At 72.0% G+C, this 17763-nt stretch carries 18 protein-coding genes and 1 pseudogene; 6 read left to right on the top strand and 13 right to left on the bottom strand.

Annotated elements, in window-relative coordinates; all coding sequences use genetic code 11:
• Window positions 1–56 precede the first annotated feature (56 nt).
• Window positions 57–287 (top strand): e9imm peptide, encoded by a 231-nt coding sequence (locus ACT2CW_RS48490; protein WP_445516656.1) that lies wholly within the window; start codon window positions 57–59, stop codon window positions 285–287.
• Between the two features lie 9 nt (window positions 288–296).
• On the opposite strand, the gene ACT2CW_RS48485 is transcribed toward ACT2CW_RS48490, so the two are convergent.
• The 4 genes and pseudogenes from ACT2CW_RS48485 to ACT2CW_RS48470 form a co-directional block, all read right to left on the bottom strand.
• A protein-coding gene (locus tag ACT2CW_RS48485) for an IS5 family transposase (protein WP_445516655.1) occupies window positions 297–1228 on the bottom strand; the annotation gives its coding sequence in 2 pieces (ribosomal slippage) (window positions 297–848 and window positions 851–1228; 930 coding nt in all).
• A gap of 69 nt (window positions 1229–1297) precedes the next feature.
• Window positions 1298–1732: pseudogene (locus ACT2CW_RS48480) on the bottom strand (ABC transporter substrate-binding protein); the annotation flags it as partial.
• Between the two features lie 140 nt (window positions 1733–1872).
• Window positions 1873–2985, bottom strand: a complete 1113-nt coding sequence (locus ACT2CW_RS48475; protein WP_445521214.1) for an ABC transporter substrate-binding protein — start codon at window positions 2983–2985, stop codon at window positions 1873–1875.
• Between the two features lie 112 nt (window positions 2986–3097).
• Window positions 3098–3496: a hypothetical protein gene (locus ACT2CW_RS48470; protein ID WP_445521213.1), complete on the bottom strand. Its 399-nt coding sequence runs from the start codon at window positions 3494–3496 to the stop codon at window positions 3098–3100.
• A gap of 218 nt (window positions 3497–3714) precedes the next feature.
• Between ACT2CW_RS48470 and ACT2CW_RS48465 the strand changes: the two genes are divergently transcribed.
• On the top strand, window positions 3715–5106 hold the full coding sequence (locus ACT2CW_RS48465; protein ID WP_445521212.1) for a glycoside hydrolase family 30 protein: 1392 nt from the start codon (window positions 3715–3717) through the stop codon (window positions 5104–5106).
• 44 nt (window positions 5107–5150) lie between these two features.
• Here ACT2CW_RS48465 and ACT2CW_RS48460 read toward each other — a convergent pair whose 3' ends face one another.
• Window positions 5151–6170 carry an NADP-dependent oxidoreductase gene (locus tag ACT2CW_RS48460; RefSeq protein ID WP_164428999.1) on the bottom strand — a complete coding sequence of 340 codons (1020 nt, stop codon included), beginning with the start codon at window positions 6168–6170 and terminating at the stop codon, window positions 5151–5153.
• An 88-nt stretch (window positions 6171–6258) separates the two neighbouring features.
• On the opposite strand from ACT2CW_RS48460, the gene ACT2CW_RS48455 reads away from it, so the two are divergent.
• Window positions 6259–6687 (top strand): MarR family winged helix-turn-helix transcriptional regulator, encoded by a 429-nt coding sequence (locus tag ACT2CW_RS48455; protein ID WP_182472113.1) that lies wholly within the window; start codon window positions 6259–6261, stop codon window positions 6685–6687.
• Window positions 6688–7511: 824 nt separating this feature from the next.
• Here ACT2CW_RS48455 and ACT2CW_RS48450 read toward each other — a convergent pair.
• The 3 genes from ACT2CW_RS48450 to ACT2CW_RS48440 all read right to left on the bottom strand — a co-directional run bounded on the left by ACT2CW_RS48450 (window position 7512) and on the right by ACT2CW_RS48440 (window position 10172).
• The gene (locus ACT2CW_RS48450) at window positions 7512–8285 is read right to left on the bottom strand and encodes an SCO2400 family protein (RefSeq protein WP_445521211.1); all 774 of its coding nucleotides are present in this window, start codon (window positions 8283–8285) and stop codon (window positions 7512–7514) included.
• A gap of 163 nt (window positions 8286–8448) precedes the next feature.
• Window positions 8449–9324, bottom strand: coding sequence for an SMP-30/gluconolactonase/LRE family protein (locus ACT2CW_RS48445; protein ID WP_445521210.1), 876 nt, complete (start codon window positions 9322–9324; stop codon window positions 8449–8451).
• A gap of 71 nt (window positions 9325–9395) precedes the next feature.
• Window positions 9396–10172 (bottom strand): IclR family transcriptional regulator, encoded by a 777-nt coding sequence (locus ACT2CW_RS48440; RefSeq protein ID WP_445521209.1) that lies wholly within the window; start codon window positions 10170–10172, stop codon window positions 9396–9398.
• 249 nt (window positions 10173–10421) lie between these two features.
• Here ACT2CW_RS48440 and ACT2CW_RS48435 point away from each other — a divergent pair, with 249 nt between their 5' ends.
• Entirely contained in the window at window positions 10422–11045 is a 624-nt protein-coding gene (locus ACT2CW_RS48435; RefSeq protein ID WP_445521208.1) for a hypothetical protein, read from the top strand.
• Here the strand turns inward: ACT2CW_RS48435 and ACT2CW_RS48430 are convergent.
• The 4 genes from ACT2CW_RS48430 to ACT2CW_RS48415 form a co-directional block, all read right to left on the bottom strand.
• Window positions 11020–11445, bottom strand: a complete 426-nt coding sequence (locus ACT2CW_RS48430) for an OsmC family protein (RefSeq protein ID WP_164429010.1) — start codon at window positions 11443–11445, stop codon at window positions 11020–11022. The two genes, ACT2CW_RS48435 and ACT2CW_RS48430, sit on opposite strands and share 26 nt — an antisense overlap.
• A gap of 56 nt (window positions 11446–11501) precedes the next feature.
• Complete coding sequence (locus ACT2CW_RS48425; RefSeq protein ID WP_445521207.1) at window positions 11502–12149, bottom strand: histidine phosphatase family protein; 648 nt, start codon at window positions 12147–12149, stop codon at window positions 11502–11504.
• Entirely contained in the window at window positions 12142–12582 is a 441-nt protein-coding gene (gene trxA, locus ACT2CW_RS48420) for a thioredoxin (protein WP_164429014.1), read from the bottom strand. The genes ACT2CW_RS48425 and trxA overlap by 8 nt, the downstream gene beginning before the upstream one ends.
• Before the next feature lie 129 nt (window positions 12583–12711).
• Window positions 12712–14322: an FG-GAP repeat domain-containing protein gene (locus ACT2CW_RS48415; RefSeq protein WP_445521206.1), complete on the bottom strand. Its 1611-nt coding sequence runs from the start codon at window positions 14320–14322 to the stop codon at window positions 12712–12714.
• A gap of 170 nt (window positions 14323–14492) precedes the next feature.
• On the opposite strand from ACT2CW_RS48415, the gene ACT2CW_RS48410 reads away from it, so the two are divergent.
• Entirely contained in the window at window positions 14493–15134 is a 642-nt protein-coding gene (locus ACT2CW_RS48410; RefSeq protein WP_164429018.1) for a CatB-related O-acetyltransferase, read from the top strand.
• 406 nt (window positions 15135–15540) lie between these two features.
• Here the strand turns inward: ACT2CW_RS48410 and ACT2CW_RS48405 are convergent, their stop codons facing one another.
• A complete protein-coding gene (locus ACT2CW_RS48405) occupies window positions 15541–16296 on the bottom strand; it encodes a GNAT family N-acetyltransferase (protein WP_445521205.1) in 756 nt (251 codons plus the stop codon).
• 457 nt (window positions 16297–16753) lie between these two features.
• Between ACT2CW_RS48405 and ACT2CW_RS48400 the strand changes: the two genes are divergently transcribed.
• Window positions 16754–17560: a polysaccharide lyase family 7 protein gene (locus tag ACT2CW_RS48400; RefSeq protein WP_445521204.1), complete on the top strand. Its 807-nt coding sequence runs from the start codon at window positions 16754–16756 to the stop codon at window positions 17558–17560.
• Window positions 17561–17763 lie beyond the last annotated feature (203 nt).

The following is a 17763-nucleotide window of genomic DNA, read 5'->3' as shown; positions in this document are numbered from 1 at the left end:
TAGGAGCTGTCCGGGCGATCACGCGTCCCGCTAGGGTGACCCGGTGGAGGGACTTGATGAGTGCTGTGGAGATGAGTCGCGTGGAGGCGGTCGCGCTCGTGCAGCGGATCATGCAAGCGGACTACGCCTCGGACGACGAGGTGGACGGCTGGCTGGATCGGCTCGACAGAGCGCTGGCATGCCCGTCCGGTCATGTCAGCGGCTTGATCTTCTGGCCACGGGAGCCGGAGCTTTCTGCTGATGAAGTAGTCGATCAGGCCCTGGCGTATCGGCCGATCGCTTTGTGAGGTCGCTGGTCAACTCCGAAGCCAGATAAGCAGAGCCGCGCTGGTTGTAGTGCCGAGGAAGACGTAGCCGCGCTTGTCATAGCGGGTGGCCACGGCTCGGTACTGCTTCAGTCTGTTGATCGCTCGTTCGACGGTGTTGCGCTTCTTGTAGCGCTCTTCGTCGAAACCGGGTGGCCGTCCGCCATGTGAGCCTTTGCCCAGGCGGGCGGACCGGCTGTCGGTCTTCTCCGGGATCGTGTGCCGGATGCCTCGGCGCCGCAGGTATGCGCGGCACGGGCCGTTGCTGTATCCCTTGTCGGCCGCAATGCTGTCGGGCTTCGTGCGGGGCCGGCCCGGACCGACCCGCGGAACGCGGATCTTTGCCAGCACCGTCTGGAACTGGGTGCAGTCCGCCCGTTGCCCCGGCGTGATGAACAGGGACAATGGACGGCACCGGCCGTCGGCGCTCAGGTGGAGTTTGCTGGTGAACCCGCCCCGCGAGCGGCCCAGTCCCTCACCTCCTGCACCACCTCCGCCAGCCGGGCGAGCAGGCTCTGCCACGGCGTTTCGCCCTGGTGTTCTGCCGTCTCGGCCCCCTTTGATGCAAGTGTCGGCGGCGGTTCGGTCCGGGCACCGGCCGCGTGCTGGTGGGCCCGCACGATGGTGGAGTCCACCGAAATGTCCCAGTCGATCTCGCCCGCGGCATCGGCAGCGGCCTGGACCTGTTGCAGCAGGCGCTCCCACGTGCCGTCGGCCGACCACAGCCGGTGGCGTTCATAGACGGTCTTCCACGGCCCGAAACGCTCGGGAAGATCCCGCCAGTGCACCCCGGTCCGCACCCGGTGCAGAATCCCGTCGATCACCTGCCGGTGATCCCGCCACCGGCCACAACGCCTATTGCTCACCGGCAGGAACGGCCGCAACCGTTCCCACTCCGCATCCGTCAGATCACCCCGCCCCATGCACACAACAACGACTCAGGCACAGGGCAGTCACATGATCGCCCGGACAGCTCCTAGCCGGTGCGGCGCTCAGCCGGTGTGAAGGACCCGAAAGCGATCGGGTTCCGCCGGATCCCGATCGACGACCTGGATCGGCGGCCAAGACCATTGCCACACGCTGATGCCCGGCGTACGGGAGAACCGGATCCGCCCGCGGGTGCCTTCGACCGCGACACGCGGCCAGGACGCGGCGATGCCCGCCCGGTCCGTGCCCTGAGCGCGCAGCACCTCGGCGAGGACGGCCACCGTGTCATAGCCCTCGAAGGCGACGAAGGAGGGCGCCGCGCCCAGCCGCTCGCGAAGGGCCGTCCCGACCCGTGCGCCGAGTGGGCCGAGGCGCTCGGGCAGGTAGCGCAGGAACGGGATCCCGGCCCCGTCCTCGCCCAGCGACGCCGCCCACTCGGCGAACTCCGGCTGCCCGGCCGGAGCCCCCATCATGATCGCGGCGAGGCGCTGGTCGCGGCGCGCCTATTGCTCACCGGCAGGAACGGCCGCAACCGTTCCCACTCCGCATCCGTCAGATCACCCCGCCCCATGCACACAACAACGACTCAGGCACAGGGCAGTCACATGATCGCCCGGACAGCTCCTAGCCGGTGCGGCGCTCAGCCGGTGTGAAGGACCCGAAAGCGATCGGGTTCCGCCGGATCCCGATCGACGACCTGGATCGGCGGCCAAGACCATTGCCACACGCTGATGCCCGGCGTACGGGAGAACCGGATCCGCCCGCGGGTGCCTTCGACCGCGACACGCGGCCAGGACGCGGCGATGCCCGCCCGGTCCGTGCCCTGAGCGCGCAGCACCTCGGCGAGGACGGCCACCGTGTCATAGCCCTCGAAGGCGACGAAGGAGGGCGCCGCGCCCAGCCGCTCGCGAAGGGCCGTCCCGACCCGTGCGCCGAGTGGGCCGAGGCGCTCGGGCAGGTAGCGCAGGAACGGGATCCCGGCCCCGTCCTCGCCCAGCGACGCCGCCCACTCGGCGAACTCCGGCTGCCCGGCCGGAGCCCCCATCATGATCGCGGCGAGGCGCTGGTCGCGGCGGACGGACCGCACGATCGACACGGCCGGCTCCGGGTGGCCGACCAGAAGCAGGAGGGCAGTCGCGCGATGGGCGACGAGTGCGTCGCACACGGCCGCGGGGGCGAGCGCGCGCATGTCGAGTTCGATGACGGTGCCACCGCGTGGCGCGAGGTGGTCCCGCAGAATGCCGGTCCCGGACGCCCAGTAGACACTCGGCTGGTGAGCCACGGCGATACGGCGGTGGCCCGCGCCGAGGAGGAAGTCCGCGTAGATCCGCCAGCCGTGGGACTGCGCCGGGGCGAGGCGCGCGACCCAGTCCGTGGGCTGTTCGGTGAGCGCGTCGAGAACCGCCGACGAGCAGAGGAACGGCAGGCCGAGGGCGTCGGCACGGGCGGCGGCGGCACGGGCGACGACGCTGTGGTACTCCCCCGCCACGGCGGCCACGCCCAGGCGGGCGAGTTCGTCCACGGCCGCCGCAGCCTTCCGCGGATCCGCCGCGGTGTCCCGGACCACCAGTTCGAGTGGCCTTCCGGCGATCCCGCCGTCGTCGTTGACATCGCGTACGGCCAGTTCGAGGCCCGCGAGCAGATGGTGACCCGCCTCGGCCCAGCCGGGCCGGGTCAGCGGAACGAGCGCTCCGATCCGGACGGGTGATCCGTCTCGCCGTGGTGGGCGCGCCTGGGTGACCATGCCGGACATTGCATCCGCCGCCGTCGTCAACGGGCAACCGATTATGCGTGCGCCGCCCTGCCGGGCGCCTCGCCCCGCTCAGCATCGCCCCGCTCAGCCACGTCCCGCTCAGCCACGCCCCCTACGACGGGCGGATGCCGGTGTTGGACAGCCTCAGCCGGAGCTCCCGCTCCTGGTCGCCCGCCACCGCGCCCTGCTCGCGCACCTCGAAGGCGCGGGCCAGGACGTCCGCCATCTGCCGCACTTGGAGGGGGCCGCCCTGGAGGTCGGCGGTGACGGGGGCCGTCAGGGAGGCCGGGCGCGGCTCCGCGCGCGGGTCGGCCACCTCGAAGACGGACGTCCACACCGTGGGCCGCCCCTCCCCCGCGTCCTGCGGAAGATCCGCGGTCGCCTGGTCGGACGCGTACGCCGTGCGCAGCACGCCGAAGACGGCCTCGGCGTCGTCCCGCGAGATTCCGCTCACCGCCACCAGTACCTGCGCGGCGGACCGAGGCTGTTCCGGACCGGCCGTCGTGGACATGGGGCCACCTTTCCCGTCGTCGTCCGTCGTTTCCGTCGTTTCCGTCGTTGTCCGTCGTTTTCCATCGTTCCGAGCTCTTTCGGTTCCCCGGGTACCCGCCCGCCCCCGACCCATCACCTCGTGAGCGATCCCTTGACCCGCCTCACCGCCGCCTCTAGCGTGCGGCCGACGTTACGGAAACGTTCCGGAACTTTTCGGAGCCGGGAAGGGGAGTTTTCGTGATCACTTCGGTCCGCACAGCCCTCGTCGGCACGCTCGCCGCCGCACTGCTCCCGCTCATCGCACCGTCCGCCGCCGCGGAACCGCTCCGCGGCGGCACCGTGGATTTCGGAAGGCGCCTCCAGCCCATCGACGGTTTCGGCTTCTCGCAGGCGTTCCAGCGCGCCGATCTGATGCACGGCGCACAGGGCCTGACCCCGGAACACCAGCGCGAGGTGCTGGATCTGCTGCTGAACCGCGCCACGGGCGCCGGGTTGAGCATTCTGCGGCTCGGCATCGGCTCGTCCTCCGACGAGGTCTACGACCACATGAAGTCCATCCAGCCCACCGACCCGGGCGGCCCGGACGCGCCCCCGCGCTATGAGTGGGACGGTGACGACGGGGGCCAGGTGTGGCTGGCCAAGGAGGCGCGGCGGTACGGCGTCAAGCGCTTCTACGCCGACGCCTGGAGCGCGCCGGGCTATATGAAGACGAACGGGACGGACGCGAACGGCGGCACGCTGAAGCCGGAGTGGCGACGGGCGTACGCCGACTACCTGGTGCAGTACGCGAAGTTCTACCGCCAGGAGGGCATACGCATCACCGACCTCGGCTTCACCAATGAGCCGGACCTCGCCACGTCCTACGCCTCGATGCGGTTCACCCCGGAACAGGCGGTCGAGGTGGTCAAGGCGATCGGCCCCACGGTGCGGCGGGCCGGGATCAACCTGGTGTGCTGCGACGCGGCGGGATGGGACGAGCAGGCGGCGTTCTCCGCCGCGATCGAGGCCGACGGCGCTGCCGCGGACCAGGTCGCAGTGCATACGGGCCATCCGTACGTCACCCCCTCCGACCAGCCCTTGCCGACGAGCCGCCGCACCTGGATGTCGGAGTGGAGCCCCAACGGGACGACGTGGAACGAGGCATGGGACGACGGCAGCGCTTACGACGGCTTGGCGGTGGCGGAGGCGATCCACACGACGCTCGCGGACGCGGGGGCGAGTGGGTATGTGTACTGGTTCGGCGCGTCGGTGGGCGCCACCAGGGGGCTGATCCAGCTGGACGGCCCGGACTACCACGTCTCCAAGCGGCTGTGGGCCCTGGCCGCGTACAGCCGTTTCATCCGGCCCGGGGCGGTACGGGTCGCGGCGGACTCCGGGACGGACGGGGTGAAGACGACGGCCTTCCGGAACCGGGACGGCCGGCGGGTCCTGGAGATCCTCAACACCGGTGCGGAGCCGGTGCGCACGGACTACGCGCTACGTGGGGCCGACAGCGGTCCTGCCCGGGGCGCGGTCTACCGGACGGACGAGACGCACGCCCTCAGCCGCGTCGGAACCGCGCGGGTCCGCGAGGGACGGCTGGCGGTCGAACTGCCGGGGCGGTCGCTGACGACGGTGGTGCTGCGATAGCCGGGACCGCCCCTGCCATACGAGTGGCAGGGGCGGCCGAACCGTCAGTCCTCGAAGGCGACGATCATCTTGCCGGTGTTCTCCCCGCGGAGCATCCCGAGGAAGGCCTCCACCCCGTTCTCCACCCCCTTGATGACCGTCTCGCGGTAGTGCAGCTTGCCCTCGCGGATCCAGCCGCCGACCTCCTGGAAGAACTGCTCCTGGAGGTGCTGGTGGTCCCCGACCAGCATGCCCTGGATCCGCAGCCGCTTGCCGATGACCATCGCGAGGTTGCGCGGGGCGGGGGTCGGCTCGGTGGCGTTGTACTGCGAGATCATGCCGCAGACGGTGATCCGGCCGTGCACCTTGAGGCGGCCGATGGCGGCCTCGAGGTGCTCACCGCCGACGTTGTCGAAGTAGACGTCGATCCCGTCCGGTGCGGCCTCCTTCAGCTGGTCGGCGACCGGGCCGTTCTTGTAGTTGAACGCCGCGTCGAAGCCGTACTCGTCGAGCAGTACCCGGACCTTCTCGTCCGAACCGGCGCTGCCGATCACCCGCGAGGCGCCCTTGAGCTTGGCGATCTGGCCGACCTCGCTGCCGACCGCGCCCGCCGCGCCCGAGACGAAGACCGCGTCGCCCTCCTTGAAGGAGGCGACCTCCAGCAGCCCCGCGTAGGCGGTGAGGCCCGGCATGCCGAGCACCCCGAGGTAGGCGGGGAGCGGGGCGACCTCGGGGTCGACCTTGACGGCGCTCTTGGCGTCCACCGTCGCGTACTCGCGCCAGCCGCCGAAGTGCAGGACGTGGTCGCCGACGGAGATGCCCTCCGCGTTGGAGGCGACGACCTTGCCGACCGCGCCGCCTTCCATCGGCCGGTCCAGCTTGAACGGCGGCGTGTACGACTTCACGTCGTTCATGCGGCCGCGCATGTACGGGTCCACCGACATGTAGAGATTGCGGACCAGCGCCTGTCCGGGACCCGGCTCGGAGACCGGGGCCTCGCGCAGTGCGAAGTCCTCCGGCTTCGGCCACCCCTGGGGGCGGGCGACCAGGTGCCATTCACGGCCGGTGGTGGGGATGACGGACATGGAAGGGGCCTCTCATACGTTTCAGCAGATGAAACAATCATGCTGCTGGATATTTCATGTTGTCAAGTAAATGGGTACCCTGGTGGGCATGACGTCCCGCATCGACCCGCTGACCCTCGAGGTCGTCGAGCTCATCGGCACCATCGTGGCCCGTTATCACGAGGAATACGAGGAGGCCGCGGCCAAGCACTCCCTGACCGGGGCGCAGGCCCGGGTGCTGGGCCTGCTGACCGGCGGCCCGACGCCGATGCGCCGGCTCGCCCAGCAGCTGAAGTGCGAGCCGTCGAACGTCACCGGGATCGTGGACCGCCTGGAGTCGCGCGGCCTCGCCGAGCGCCGCCTGGACCCGGCCGACCGCCGAGTCAAGCTGGCCGCCGCCACCGAGGCGGGCCGGGAGACCTCCGAACGCCTCCGCGGCTCGCTCGACTTCGCGCGCGAACCGCTGGCGGAACTCTCGGACGAGGAGCGGACGGTGCTGCGGGACCTGCTCAAACGGATGCTGGGCACCGCGCCGTAGAGACGGGCCGCGGGGCATCGCGTACGCCCATCGCCGGGCCGCCCGGGTACGGGGTGCCCAGGTACGGGGTGCCCGGGTACGGGGTGCCCGGCGGGCCACGCGGAGGAGCCGCTCACCGATGTTTTCTTCCCCTCCCCGCCCCTTCCCGCTACCAGGGGCTCCGCCCCTGGACCCCGGGGTCTGGCCCCCGGGACCTGGGGCCGGAACCCCACCGCGCGGCGGAGCCGCACACCGATGCTGAGGGAAGGGGCGGAGCCCCGGGACGGGACCTGGGGCAGAACCCCTGGCCGGGACCTGGGGCGGAGCCCCGGGACGGAGCCTGGGGCAGAACCCCGGGACGGAGCCTGGGGCAGAACCCCTGGCCGGGACCTGGGGCAGAACCCCGGGACGGAGCCTGGGGCAGAACCCCTGGCCGGGACCTGGGGCAGAACCCCGGACCAGGAACCTGGGGCAGAACCCCGGGACGGGGCCCGGGGCACCCGGTCCAGAGGCCTGGGGCGGAGCCCCGGTCCGGGAGATCTGGAGCAGAGCCCCGGGTCGGGGGCTGGGGCGGAGCCCCGGGACGGAGCCTGAGGCAGAGCCCCGGACCAGGCCCTGGGATAGAGCGCCCGTCCAGGGCCTGAGGCAGAACCCCGGATCGGGGGCTGGGGCGGAGCCCCCGTCCAGGGACCTGGGGCAGAACCCCGGGTCGGGGCCTGAGGCAGAACCCCGGACCAGGAACCTGGGGCGGAGTCCCGGGGCGGGGGCTGGGGCGGAGTCCCAGTTGTGGGAAGGGGCGGGGAGGGGACAGCCCGCCGCAGGCGGCGCGGTCCGTCGGACGTCCGCTACGTGCACCACCACAGGAAGCGCTGGCAAGTCTCCGTAGGCGTCGGGGTCGGTGTCGGGGCGATGGTCGCCGGGGTGGTGGGGCCCGGTTTTGGCGGGGTGGTGGGCCGATGCGTCGGCCCGGAGCCGCCCGGGGCCGAGGGGGAGTCGTCCGACGGGTCGGAGGGCGAGGCGTCGTCCGGATCGGCCGAAGTGTCGTCGTCCTCGTCCTTGGACTTCCCGCCGTCCTTGCCCTTGCCCTTGCCCTCGTCCTTGTCCTTGGACGACTTTCCGTCCTCGCCGTCCCCCGCCGAGGGGCCCGCGCCCGGGCCGGTCGTGTCCTGGACGATCGTCTCGGCCGATTCCGTCACGCCGCCGTCGCGGTCGGCCACCGGCTCCTGCCGCCTGGGCGCCGGGGAGGACTCCCGCCAGTGCCCCTCGGTGGCCAGCTCGGCCACGAACACCGCGACCAGCACCGGGCCGAGCACCGACGCCAGGATCGCCACCCGGCGCCCCCGGCCCCGGCGGGCCCGACGGGCGCGGCGGCCGAAGAGGCCCCGGGACTTGGGCTTCCGGCGCGAGGCGCGAGTGGTGCCGGAGGCGCGGGAAGTCTGGGCCGTACGCCGTTCCGTCCGCCGTTCCGCCCGCGTGGCGGGCGCCTCGGCCCCGCCGCCGCCCTCGTCCGCCGCGTCCGACGCGGCAGAGGGCAGCCCGAGGTCCTCGACGGGCCTCCCGCATCCAGGGCAGGAGACGGCACCGTTGAGATGGCGGCGGCAAGGAGAGCAGTAATCCATTTCGCCGGGAAGGTTATGTGACCAGCGGGTAGGTCAGCAGGACGCGAAGTGTGAGGATCCTGTGCAAAGAACCGTACGAAAGCCCTCGTCAGGCCTCTGGCCCGGGGACGGTCGGGGTCCGCTCGGCCCCGCCCGGCCCCGCTCAGCCGCCCAAGACAATCGCTCAGCCGCCGAACGCGGGCTGCGCCAACCCCTGCCCCGCACCCGGGATGACCAGCAGCGACCCGGCGAGCGGCGGCGCGGCGGCGCCGAGGCCGACGCGTGCCGAGGTCAGATACAGGTCGGTGAGGTCCGCACCGCCGAAGGCACACGCGGTCGGGCGCGGGAACGGCAGCTCCACCACCCGATCGAGTGTCCCGTCAGGGGCGTAACGACGGATCGCGGCACCGTCCCACAGGGCGACCCACACCGCGCCGTCGGCGTCCACGCACAGCCCGTCCGGGAACCCCGCGCCCTCCTCGACCTCGGCGAACGGCCGCCGGCCCGAGACCACCGGACCATCGGGGTCCTCGACGTCGAAGACGTCGAAGACGTCGATACGGCGGGTGGGGGTGTCGATGTAGTACATGAGGCGGCCGTCCGGGCTCCAGCCGATGCCGTTGCTGACCGTCACCTCCGGCAGGAACTCCGTATGGGACCCGTCGGCCCCGATCCGGGAGAGCGTGCCGCCGCCGGCCCCCTCGTCGTAGCGCATGGTGCCCGCCCAGAGCGAGCCGTCGGGCGCGACGGCGGCGTCATTGCCCCGGCGGCCGGGGACCGCCTCGCGCAGCAGCCAGTCGAAGCCGCCGTCCGCCCCGTACAGCCCGATGCCGTCGCGCAGGTTGACCACCAGACCGCCGCCCGCGCGGGGCTTGGCCGCGCCGACGTGCTGCTCGGTGCCCAGCGTGGTGCGGCGGCCGGTGGCGGGGTCGTAGGTGTGGACGCGGGAGGAGAGGATGTCCACCCAGATCAGCCGCTGGGCGGCGGCGTCCCAGGTGGGGCCCTCACCGAGCACGGCGCTCGCGCGCACCGCGATCTCGAGCGATGGCCGTGTGCTCAATGGCCGTGTGCTCGATGGGCGTGTGCTCAATGGCCGTGTGCTCGATGGGCGTGTGCTCAATGGCCGTGTGCTCATATGGCCCGCCTCCGATGTCCCAGCCGCACCGACAGTTCACCCGCGCCCTTGGCCGCCAGCTCCTCCAGCTCGGCCTGGCGCTCATCGCTCCAGCGGATCGTCGGCACCGAGATCGACAGCGCCGCGACCACCTTTCCCGTGGTGTCCCGTACGGGAGCCGCCACGCAGTTCACATCCGGATTGGACTCCCGCTGCTCGACCGCGATACCGCGCTCGCGCACGGCGGCGAGGTGGCGGCGCAGTTCGGCGGGGGCGGTGATGCTGTTGTCCGTCATCGCGGCCAGCGGCTGATCGCCGGACAGCCGCGCGGCCAGGGCGTCCTCCGGGAGGGAGGCGAGCAGCATCTTGCCGACCGAGGTGCAGTGGGCGGGCAGCCGACGGCCCGCGGCGGAGACCATGCGGACGGCGTGGGTGGAGTCGACCTTGGCGATGTAGATGACGTCCATGCCCTCGAGGATCGCGACATGCACGGTCTCGTCGCAGGTCTCCGCGACGCTCCGGGCCACCTGCTGGCCCTCGGCGGCCAGGTCGAGCTGCTCGGCGTAGCGGCTGCCCAGCTGGTACGGCCGGACCCCGAGCCGATAGCGGCCGGGCTGGTCGGGAACCTGGACCAGATAGGAGCGGGCGGCCAGAGTGGTCACCAGCTCATGGACCGTCGTACGGGGCAGCCCGAGCCGACGGGTGATCTCGGGTGCGGAGAGCGTGCCGTCCCCGTCCAGGAAGAGCTCGAGTATGTCCAGAGCCCGTGTCACCGCGGGCACCAGGCGTCCCATAATGCTCGCCCTCCCCTTCTGGTTCAGATGGCAAGCGTTCGAGATTCCGGCCGGTGGCCGGTATCGCGAACACAGGTTATGCGGAGGGGACTTCCCCCGGCAATGGTCCGGCAAAGGCGCGATGCGATGGGAAGCGCTTGCGCCACCGGGCGGGGCGCCCCGTACGCCACGGCACGGCAAGCTCGTACCCCACGGCACCGCGAGCCCGTACGCCACAGCACCGCGAGCCCGTACGCCACGATAGGAGCCATGGATTCCGCGCCCGGCTCATTCGCTCAGCCCGACTCGTTCCCGTCCCCCTTCCCCTTCGTCCTCGTGCTGCTGCGCCGGATGGCCGACCATCAGCCGGGGCTGGTCGAGGACGCGCTGCGCGAGCTGGGCTTCGGGCGTGCGGTGATGCGCGAGACCAACCGCCGCTGGCAGGCCATGCAGCGCTCGCCGCGGCGGCGCTCGGCGGTGGCCCGCTACCGCTCGGTGCTGGGCCCGCCCGAGTCCACTGCCACCCGCCGGATCGGCGATCTGACCTGCGAGGCGCTGAGCTGGTCCGTACCGCTGTGGCCGGATCTGCGGTTCGAGGTGCTCACCGCGCCGAACGGGGCGGTGTGGAACGAGTGGCTGGTGCGCGCTCCGGGCGCGCCCGGACCCCGGCTGCGTACGGCCGCCGATCTGCGGCCCTGGTCCTGCACGGTGGACGAGGTGGCGCGCGCCTTCGCGCCCGCGCGGCCCATGGAGGGCTCGGCGCCCACCCGCTGGCGGCTCGCCTTCGACGCGCCGGAGGCGGAGAACGGTGAACTCCGCCACTATGTGGCGGAGTTCACCTGGGGACTGCTCCAGCGTATGGAGGACGTCAGGCCAGCTTCGCCGACAGCGTGATCTCCGTACCGGCGAGCGCCTGGCTCACCGGGCAGTTCTTCTTGGCGCCCTCGGCCGCCTCGATGAACGCGGCCTCGTCCAGACCCTCCACCGTGCCCTCGACGGTGAGGTGGATACCGGTGATGCCGGTGCCGGGCTGGAAGGTGACCTCGGCCTGGGTGGTCAGCTGGGTGGGCGGGTTGCCCGCCTGGGTGAGGCCGTGCGAGAGCGCCATCGAGAAGCAGCTGGAGTGGGCCGCCGCGATCAGCTCCTCGGGGCTGGTCTTGCCATTGGCCTGCTCGGCGCGGGACGGCCAGGAGACCGGCTGCTCGCCGATGCCGGAGGAGTCGAAGGTGACGGTCCCCTTGCCCTCGGCCAGATTGCCCTGCCAGACGGTGTGCGCGGTACGCGTCGTAGCCATGCTCGCTGTTCCCTGCTTCCTGTCGGACGTACGTATGCGTATACGGTCGGAGATGATCACCCGGCGGGGGCGCCACCGCTCGCGGTCGCGCCCTGTCCGGAGATCGCCTCCGAGCCTACGTTCCAGGCGACCATGGCCGGGCGACCATGCTCACTTCCCAGTCGACTGACGGTCGCGGTGTCGAGCCGGAAGAGCGCACCGGCGGACGGGGGCAGGCCCAGCCGCCGGGCGGTGAGCACCCGCAGCACGTGGGCGTGCGCCACCAGCACCACATCGGCGCCGTCCGCCGTCGCCAGCTCGGGGGCGATCCGGGCGAGCACCCGGTCCACCCGGGCCCCGATCCGCTCGGGCGACTCGCCGGGGTGGTCCGGGCCGGCCGGTGGCACGCCGTCGGTCCACAGGTTCCAGTCCGGGCGGGTGCGGTGGATCTCGTCGGTGGTGATGCCCTCGTAGCCGCCGTAGTCCCATTCGCGCAGGTCGGGCTCGACGGTCAGATCCTCGAGCCCGGCGAGCCGCGCGGTCCGCACGGCCCGGTCCATCGGGCTGACCAGGATCAGCCCGATCTTCCGCGCGGCGAGCGGCCCGCGCAGGGCGCGCGCCTGCTCCTCACCGCGCGGGGTCAGGGGCAGATCGGTCCGGCTGGTGTGCCGGTGCGACCGGCTCCACTCGGTTTCGCCGTGCCGGACCAGCAGCAGCTCAGCCACGGTCGCCGGATGCCTTCTCCGCGCCCGCGACGCCCTGCTCCTTCTCCTCGTCGATGGCGTGCTTCTCGTTCGCCGCGGCGGCGATGGAGGCGCGCACCGTGTCCATGTCCAGGTCGCGGGCCTGGCCGATGAGGTCCTCCAGGGCCGGCTCGGGGAGGGCGCCGGGCTGGGCGAAGACCGCGATGTTCTCCCGCACGATCATCAGCGTGGGGATGGACTGGATGTCGAAGGCGGCGGCCAGCTCGGGCTGGGCCTCGGTGTCGACCTTGGCGAACAGCAGATCCTGGTGGCGCTCGGCGGCCTTCTCGTAGATGGGCGCGAACATCCGGCACGGCCCGCACCAGGAGGCCCAGAAATCAATCAGAACGAATTCGCTCCCGGACACGATCTCGTCGAAGTTGTCCTTGGTGAGCTCGACGGTGCTAGTGCTCATGCCTGCGTTACCCGCTTCCGTACGTCGGCAGATGCCACATGCACGGTAACCCCGCCACTGCCCGCCGTTATTCCGGGCGGGTGGTGGGCCGGTGGCGGGCCGGTGGTGAGTCGGCATCGCTTCGAGGGGCTAGGCCGTCCGGAAGCGTATGCCCAGGTCGGCGGGGGTGAAGCGGCGTACGTCCCGGGTGGAGAGCCCGTGGCCGGTCCCCCGGAAGATCCAGAAGCCGCCCGTCCTGCCGTGGCCGTAGCCGGGCGCGGCGGCGACCACATCGTCGTGTCCGTCCCCGTCGACGTCGAGCAGCGGGGGCTGCGGGGCGAAGGCGTCGAAGCCGTACGGGGTGTGCCGGCCGGGCACCCCGGGGGTGTCCAGGTCCAGGGACTGCTCCCGGCCGGGCTCCCGGTGCGGGTTCCGCGGGCTCTGCGGGCTCTGCGGGCTCTGCGGGCTCTTGTCCGGGTCGGGGGCGTACTCGCCGCCGTGCCCGTGCCGTGAGCCGGGCAGCAGGGTGAGCCGGCCGTTGCCGTTGTGCTTCTCCGGGATGGCCACGACGAGGTCGGGGCGGCCGTCGTCGGTGATGTCGCCCACGGCCGGGGAGCCGCCGAAGCCGTCGCCGCGCCGGGCGTCGCCGAGCATGCCCGGACCGGACTGATCGACGGTGAGATCCGCCCGCCCCCGGCCCAGACCGGACTTGGCGCCGTGGACGACGGTCAGCCGCCCGGAGCCACGGTGGCGGCCGGGGCCGAGGGTCCCCTGGCCGGGCGCGAGCAGATCGTCGATCCCGTCGTGGTCGGCATCCCCGGCCGCGGGCTCGCGCGGGCCGTCCTCCGTGCCGAGGGCATGGGCCAGGCGCGCCTCGGGCCGCTTGTCCCGCACCAGGCCCTTGGGGCCACCTCGGTAGTGGGCGACGGGGGTGTCGAGGGGGGCGGTGTCGCCGGGTTCCGGCTGGTCCGGCTGGTCCGGCTGGTCCGCCTGGCCGAGGCCGTAGCGGTAGGTCAGCACCACATCGGTGCGGTGGTCGCCGTTGAAGTCCCCGGCCGTGGCGGTGGCGGGTGCGCCACGGCGGGGCCGGTCGGTGGGGCCGGTGGGGAGCGGGGCGGTACGGGCGGGGTGGGCGTTGGTGCCGAACGGCCCGTACAGCACGCGTACGACGTCCTGGGCGTCACCCTCGCCATCGGCCCGGCCGTCACCCTGGCCGTCGGCCGCCGAGGCCAGCAGGTCGGCCGCGCCGTCCCCGTCGAAGTCCCCCACGGCCAGCGCCAGGAATCCGGCCGCGCCGCCACCGAGGGGGCGCGGCGCGGCCAGCCCCCGGGGCCCGCCGCGCAGCACCACCGTCTCCCCCGTCCGCTCGGCCCGCGGCGAACCGCCGTACCGGAAGCGAGCCGTCACCAGGTCGGTGAATCCGTCCCGGTCGAGATCGGTGCGCAGCAGGGGGCCCACGTAGTCGTCCTCGGCGCCGTTCACGACGAGGCGGTGCCGCGGGTCGAGGCCGTGCGCCCCGCCGTAGACCACCGCGAGCCGGGCGGGCAGCGGTCCCCGGGAGGCGCTGGTGGGGCGGATGGCGGTGGCGAAGTCGTCGTAACCGTCGCCGTTGAAGTCGCCGAGCGAGGCACCGGCGGCTCCCTTGGTTGCCCCCTCGGTGGCCCCCTCCACCGGCCTCCGCCCCTCGTGACCGCCCTCGCTGCACCCGGCGAGCAGCAGCACGGACACGGCCACGGCGGCGACGGGAACGGACGAACGCACGGCGACACCTCGCAAGGCGGATCGAGCGGACGGGCTTCACCGCTCAAGGACTCCAGGGAGCGCGCTCGGGTTGCCTCGGGGCCGCCCCCGCCAAATACGCGCGACACCGGGGGCCGAGCTTGCGATCATGACGCCTGCCCCCTGCCCCCGACGAGAAAGGGCGATGCGCGATGCCGGCCATACCCGCCGACCCGACCGTGCTGCACCCGATGCCCGAGCAGCCACGGGTGGTGCTGCTCAAGCCGCTGATCACCTCGCCGCTGATCGAGGTCGGGGAGTTCTCGTACTACGACGACCCGGATGAGCCCACCGCGTTCGAGACCCGCAATGTGCTGTACCACTACGGGCCGGAGCGGCTGGTCATCGGGAAGTTCTGCGCGCTGGGCGAAGGGGTGCGGTTCATCATGAACGGCGCCAACCACCGCATGGACGGGCCGTCCACGTTCCCCTTCCCCATCATGGGTGGCTCGTGGGCCGACCACTTCGACCTGATCACGGGCCTGCCGGGCCGGGGCGACACCGTGGTGGGCCATGACGTCTGGTTCGGATACCGGTCGATGGTGATGCCCGGGGTGCGTATCGGGCACGGCGCGGTCATCGCCTCCGGTTCCGTGGTGGTGGACGACGTTCCCGACTACGGGATCGTCGGCGGTAACCCGGCCAAGCTCATCCGGCGCCGCTACGACGACGAGGACGTCGCCCGGCTGTTGGCTGTGGCGTGGTGGGACTGGCCGCTTGAGCATCTCACCGGCCATATCCGCACGGTCATGTCCGGCAGCGTGGACGAGCTGGAGGCGGCGGCCCCGCGCTAGGGGTGCCCGGCGGATGGTGACGCCTGCGGCGGTCTGTTCCCCACCCCGCCCCTCCCCGAAACTGGGGCTCCGCCCCAGACCCCGAGGTCCAGAGGCGAAGCCCCTGACGGCGGAAAGGGGAAGGCATCGACATCCGGCTCCGCCACGTGGCGCAGCTCCGCCCCAGACCCCAGGGGCCAGAAGCGAAACCCATGACAGCGCCACGCGGTGCGGATCCGCCTCCAGGATCCAGGGGCAGAGCCCCTGACAGCGGGAACGGGAAAGCCCCGACATCCGGCTCCACCACGCGGTGGGGCTCCGCCCCAGACTCCGGGGTCCAGGGGCGGAGCCCCTGCCACGCGGCGGAGCCGCATATCGGTGCCGCGGGAAGGGGCGGGGAGGGGAAAGATCCGCCGCCCCCCTGACCTCAGCTCTCGAGACTCATATACAGACGCGTCCCCCACGCCTCAAACCCAACGCGTTCGTACACCCGGCGCGAGCCCTCCCCCGAGTACTCCAGCCAGACCGACCGCGCGCCCCGGGCGAACATCGTCTCGGTCAGCGCGGCGGTGACCGCGGCGGCGATGCCCCGGCCGCGGAAGGCGGGACGGGTGCCCACGCCCGCCAGTTCGGCGGTGCCCACGGCGGGAGCCGAGCAGGTGGCCCCGCCGGCGCAGCCCCCGTCGGGCGCCCGGACGAACCGGACCGCGCCGCCGTCCTCCTGGACGCGGCGCAGCCGGGCCGCCCCCTCCTCGGAGGCGGCGAAATCACTGGCGAACGCCTCGGACAGCGCGGCGTCGATCGCCCGGTAGTCCTCGTCCGTGGCCGGAACCGCCACCGCAACGGCCGCCGTGCCCCGCGGAACGGCGAGCCGTTCCGGAGTGCACACCAGATACGCGTGCGTGGCCTCCACCCCGAACCCCGCCTCCCGCAGCGCGGGTTCCACCTCGGGCGCGGCGTCCGGCGCGAATTCGAGCCGGGGCTTGAGTTCACGTACCCGGAACGCCTCGATCAGCTCCATGACCTCCCGGCCGGTGGGCCGGGCGCCGGGAAGCGGGGTCGCGTAGTTGATGTACGGGCTGGTGGTGCCGGGGTCGAACCCCGCCACAAAGCCCCCGACCTCGACAAGCACGGGGCGGCGGCGAAGGTTGGCTACGGCGAAACTCTGGACGTCAGTGCCCATGGTGAAGTGACCTCACGGATCAACGCGGCGGAAGGCGCCGCGGAAGGAAGCGGTGTACGGATACGTGGGGCCGCCGTGAGGAGACGGGGTGTTGGCACCGATCGCTCAGTGCCGACGGCGGCCGCTGGGGGACGCCGAGTTCATGGGCTTCAGTCCTCTGATGCCAGTCGTTGATGACAGTTGGTGGAATCGCCACGCGGAACACGCGGAACACGCGGAACACGCGGAACACGCGGAACATAGCGCACCCCGCGGCCGGCTGACACATGGTTTTCGCGAGCCGGAGCGAAAGACCGGCACCCCTCCGAACGAACCCGCCCGGAGGATTGACGCGGACACACCACGACTCTACCGTCTCGTCACATCTCAGCGTTCACAATGAAACACCAACTTCATATACATGGACCGCGGTCCATACCAGCGGCCCATACCAACCCCCCACGGGAAGGCAATTCCCATGCGCATCCGTACGCTGCTCACCGCGCTGGCGACCGTCACCACCGCCATCGGTGGCCTGGCCCTCGCGGGCCCCGCCGGCGCCTCCCCCACCGCCACGTCCCCCGCATCCGCCTTCGCCGACCCGTCGAAGGCGCCGGGCGGCAACTTCGACCTCTCGGTGTGGCAACTCCAGGAGCCGGTCGGCTCCCCGGGCAAGCCGACGACCATCCCCTCGTCCCGGCTCCAGGGGGAGAGCGGATTCCAGGACGACTACTTCTACACCGACAAGCGCGACGGGGCGATGACGTTCTGGGCGCCCGAAAAGGGCGTCACCACCCCGAACTCCCACTACGCCCGCTCCGAGCTGCGCGAGATGAACCGCAACGGCGGCGCCGCGGACTGGTCGCTGGGCGGCTCGCACAAGCTTCAGGCGACGCTGCGCGTGGTGTCGGTGACGAAGAACGTCTGCGTCGGCCAGATCCACCTCGGCTCGGGCGGCTCCTCCACGAAGCCGCTGGTGGAGCTGTACTACCGCGCCAACGGCGACATCGTCCTCGGCACCGAGAACTCCCCCGACGGCGGCCAGACCCTGCACAACGTGGGCCATGTGTCGGTCGGCAAGACCTGGAACTACACGATCGGCGTCTCCGGCGGCGACACCATCGACCTGACGGTCAACGGCAGCACGACGCACTACGACATCCCGTCGTCGTTCTTCCCGTACAAGCAGTACTTCAAGGCGGGCTCCTACAACCAGTCGTCCTCCGACAGCACGACGAACGGGGCACGCGTCGGCTTCTACGGGCTGACCGTCTCCCACGGCTGAGCCCCAGGGCCCGGCGGTACGCGCACGCCTGCGGCGGGCTGCTCCCCTCCCCGCCCCTTCCCACAACTGGGGCTCCGCCCCAGACCCCGCTCCTCAAGCGCCGGAGAGGCTGGAAGGCGGGGCTTCGCCCCCAGACCCCGGGGTCCAGGGGCGAAGCCCCTGCCACGCGGCGGAGCCGCAAATCGATGCCGCGGGAAGGGGCG

It is taken from the genome of Streptomyces sp. NEAU-174 (assembly GCF_052665095.1).
Note: the sequence above shows the minus strand (reverse complement) of the source record. Positions and strands in the feature narration are given on the sequence as shown.

Bases quoted from the DNA above. Each gene is read 5' to 3' on its own strand.
- ACT2CW_RS48490 (WP_445516656.1), top strand. From the start codon at position 57: ATGAGTGCTGTGGAGATGAGTCGCGTGGAGGCGGTCGCGCTCGTGCAG.
- ACT2CW_RS48475 (WP_445521214.1), bottom strand. From the start codon at position 2,985: ATGTCCGGCATGGTCACCCAGGCGCGCCCACCACGGCGAGACGGATCA.
- ACT2CW_RS48470 (WP_445521213.1), bottom strand. From the start codon at position 3,496: ATGTCCACGACGGCCGGTCCGGAACAGCCTCGGTCCGCCGCGCAGGTA.
- ACT2CW_RS48460 (WP_164428999.1), bottom strand. From the start codon at position 6,170: ATGTCCGTCATCCCCACCACCGGCCGTGAATGGCACCTGGTCGCCCGC.
- ACT2CW_RS48455 (WP_182472113.1), top strand. From the start codon at position 6,259: ATGACGTCCCGCATCGACCCGCTGACCCTCGAGGTCGTCGAGCTCATC.
- ACT2CW_RS48450 (WP_445521211.1), bottom strand. From the start codon at position 8,285: ATGGATTACTGCTCTCCTTGCCGCCGCCATCTCAACGGTGCCGTCTCC.
- ACT2CW_RS48440 (WP_445521209.1), bottom strand. From the start codon at position 10,172: ATGGGACGCCTGGTGCCCGCGGTGACACGGGCTCTGGACATACTCGAG.
- ACT2CW_RS48435 (WP_445521208.1), top strand. From the start codon at position 10,422: ATGGATTCCGCGCCCGGCTCATTCGCTCAGCCCGACTCGTTCCCGTCC.
- ACT2CW_RS48430 (WP_164429010.1), bottom strand. From the start codon at position 11,445: ATGGCTACGACGCGTACCGCGCACACCGTCTGGCAGGGCAATCTGGCC.
- trxA (WP_164429014.1), bottom strand. From the start codon at position 12,582: ATGAGCACTAGCACCGTCGAGCTCACCAAGGACAACTTCGACGAGATC.
- ACT2CW_RS48410 (WP_164429018.1), top strand. From the start codon at position 14,493: ATGCCGGCCATACCCGCCGACCCGACCGTGCTGCACCCGATGCCCGAG.
- ACT2CW_RS48405 (WP_445521205.1), bottom strand. From the start codon at position 16,296: ATGGGCACTGACGTCCAGAGTTTCGCCGTAGCCAACCTTCGCCGCCGC.
- ACT2CW_RS48400 (WP_445521204.1), top strand. From the start codon at position 16,754: ATGCGCATCCGTACGCTGCTCACCGCGCTGGCGACCGTCACCACCGCC.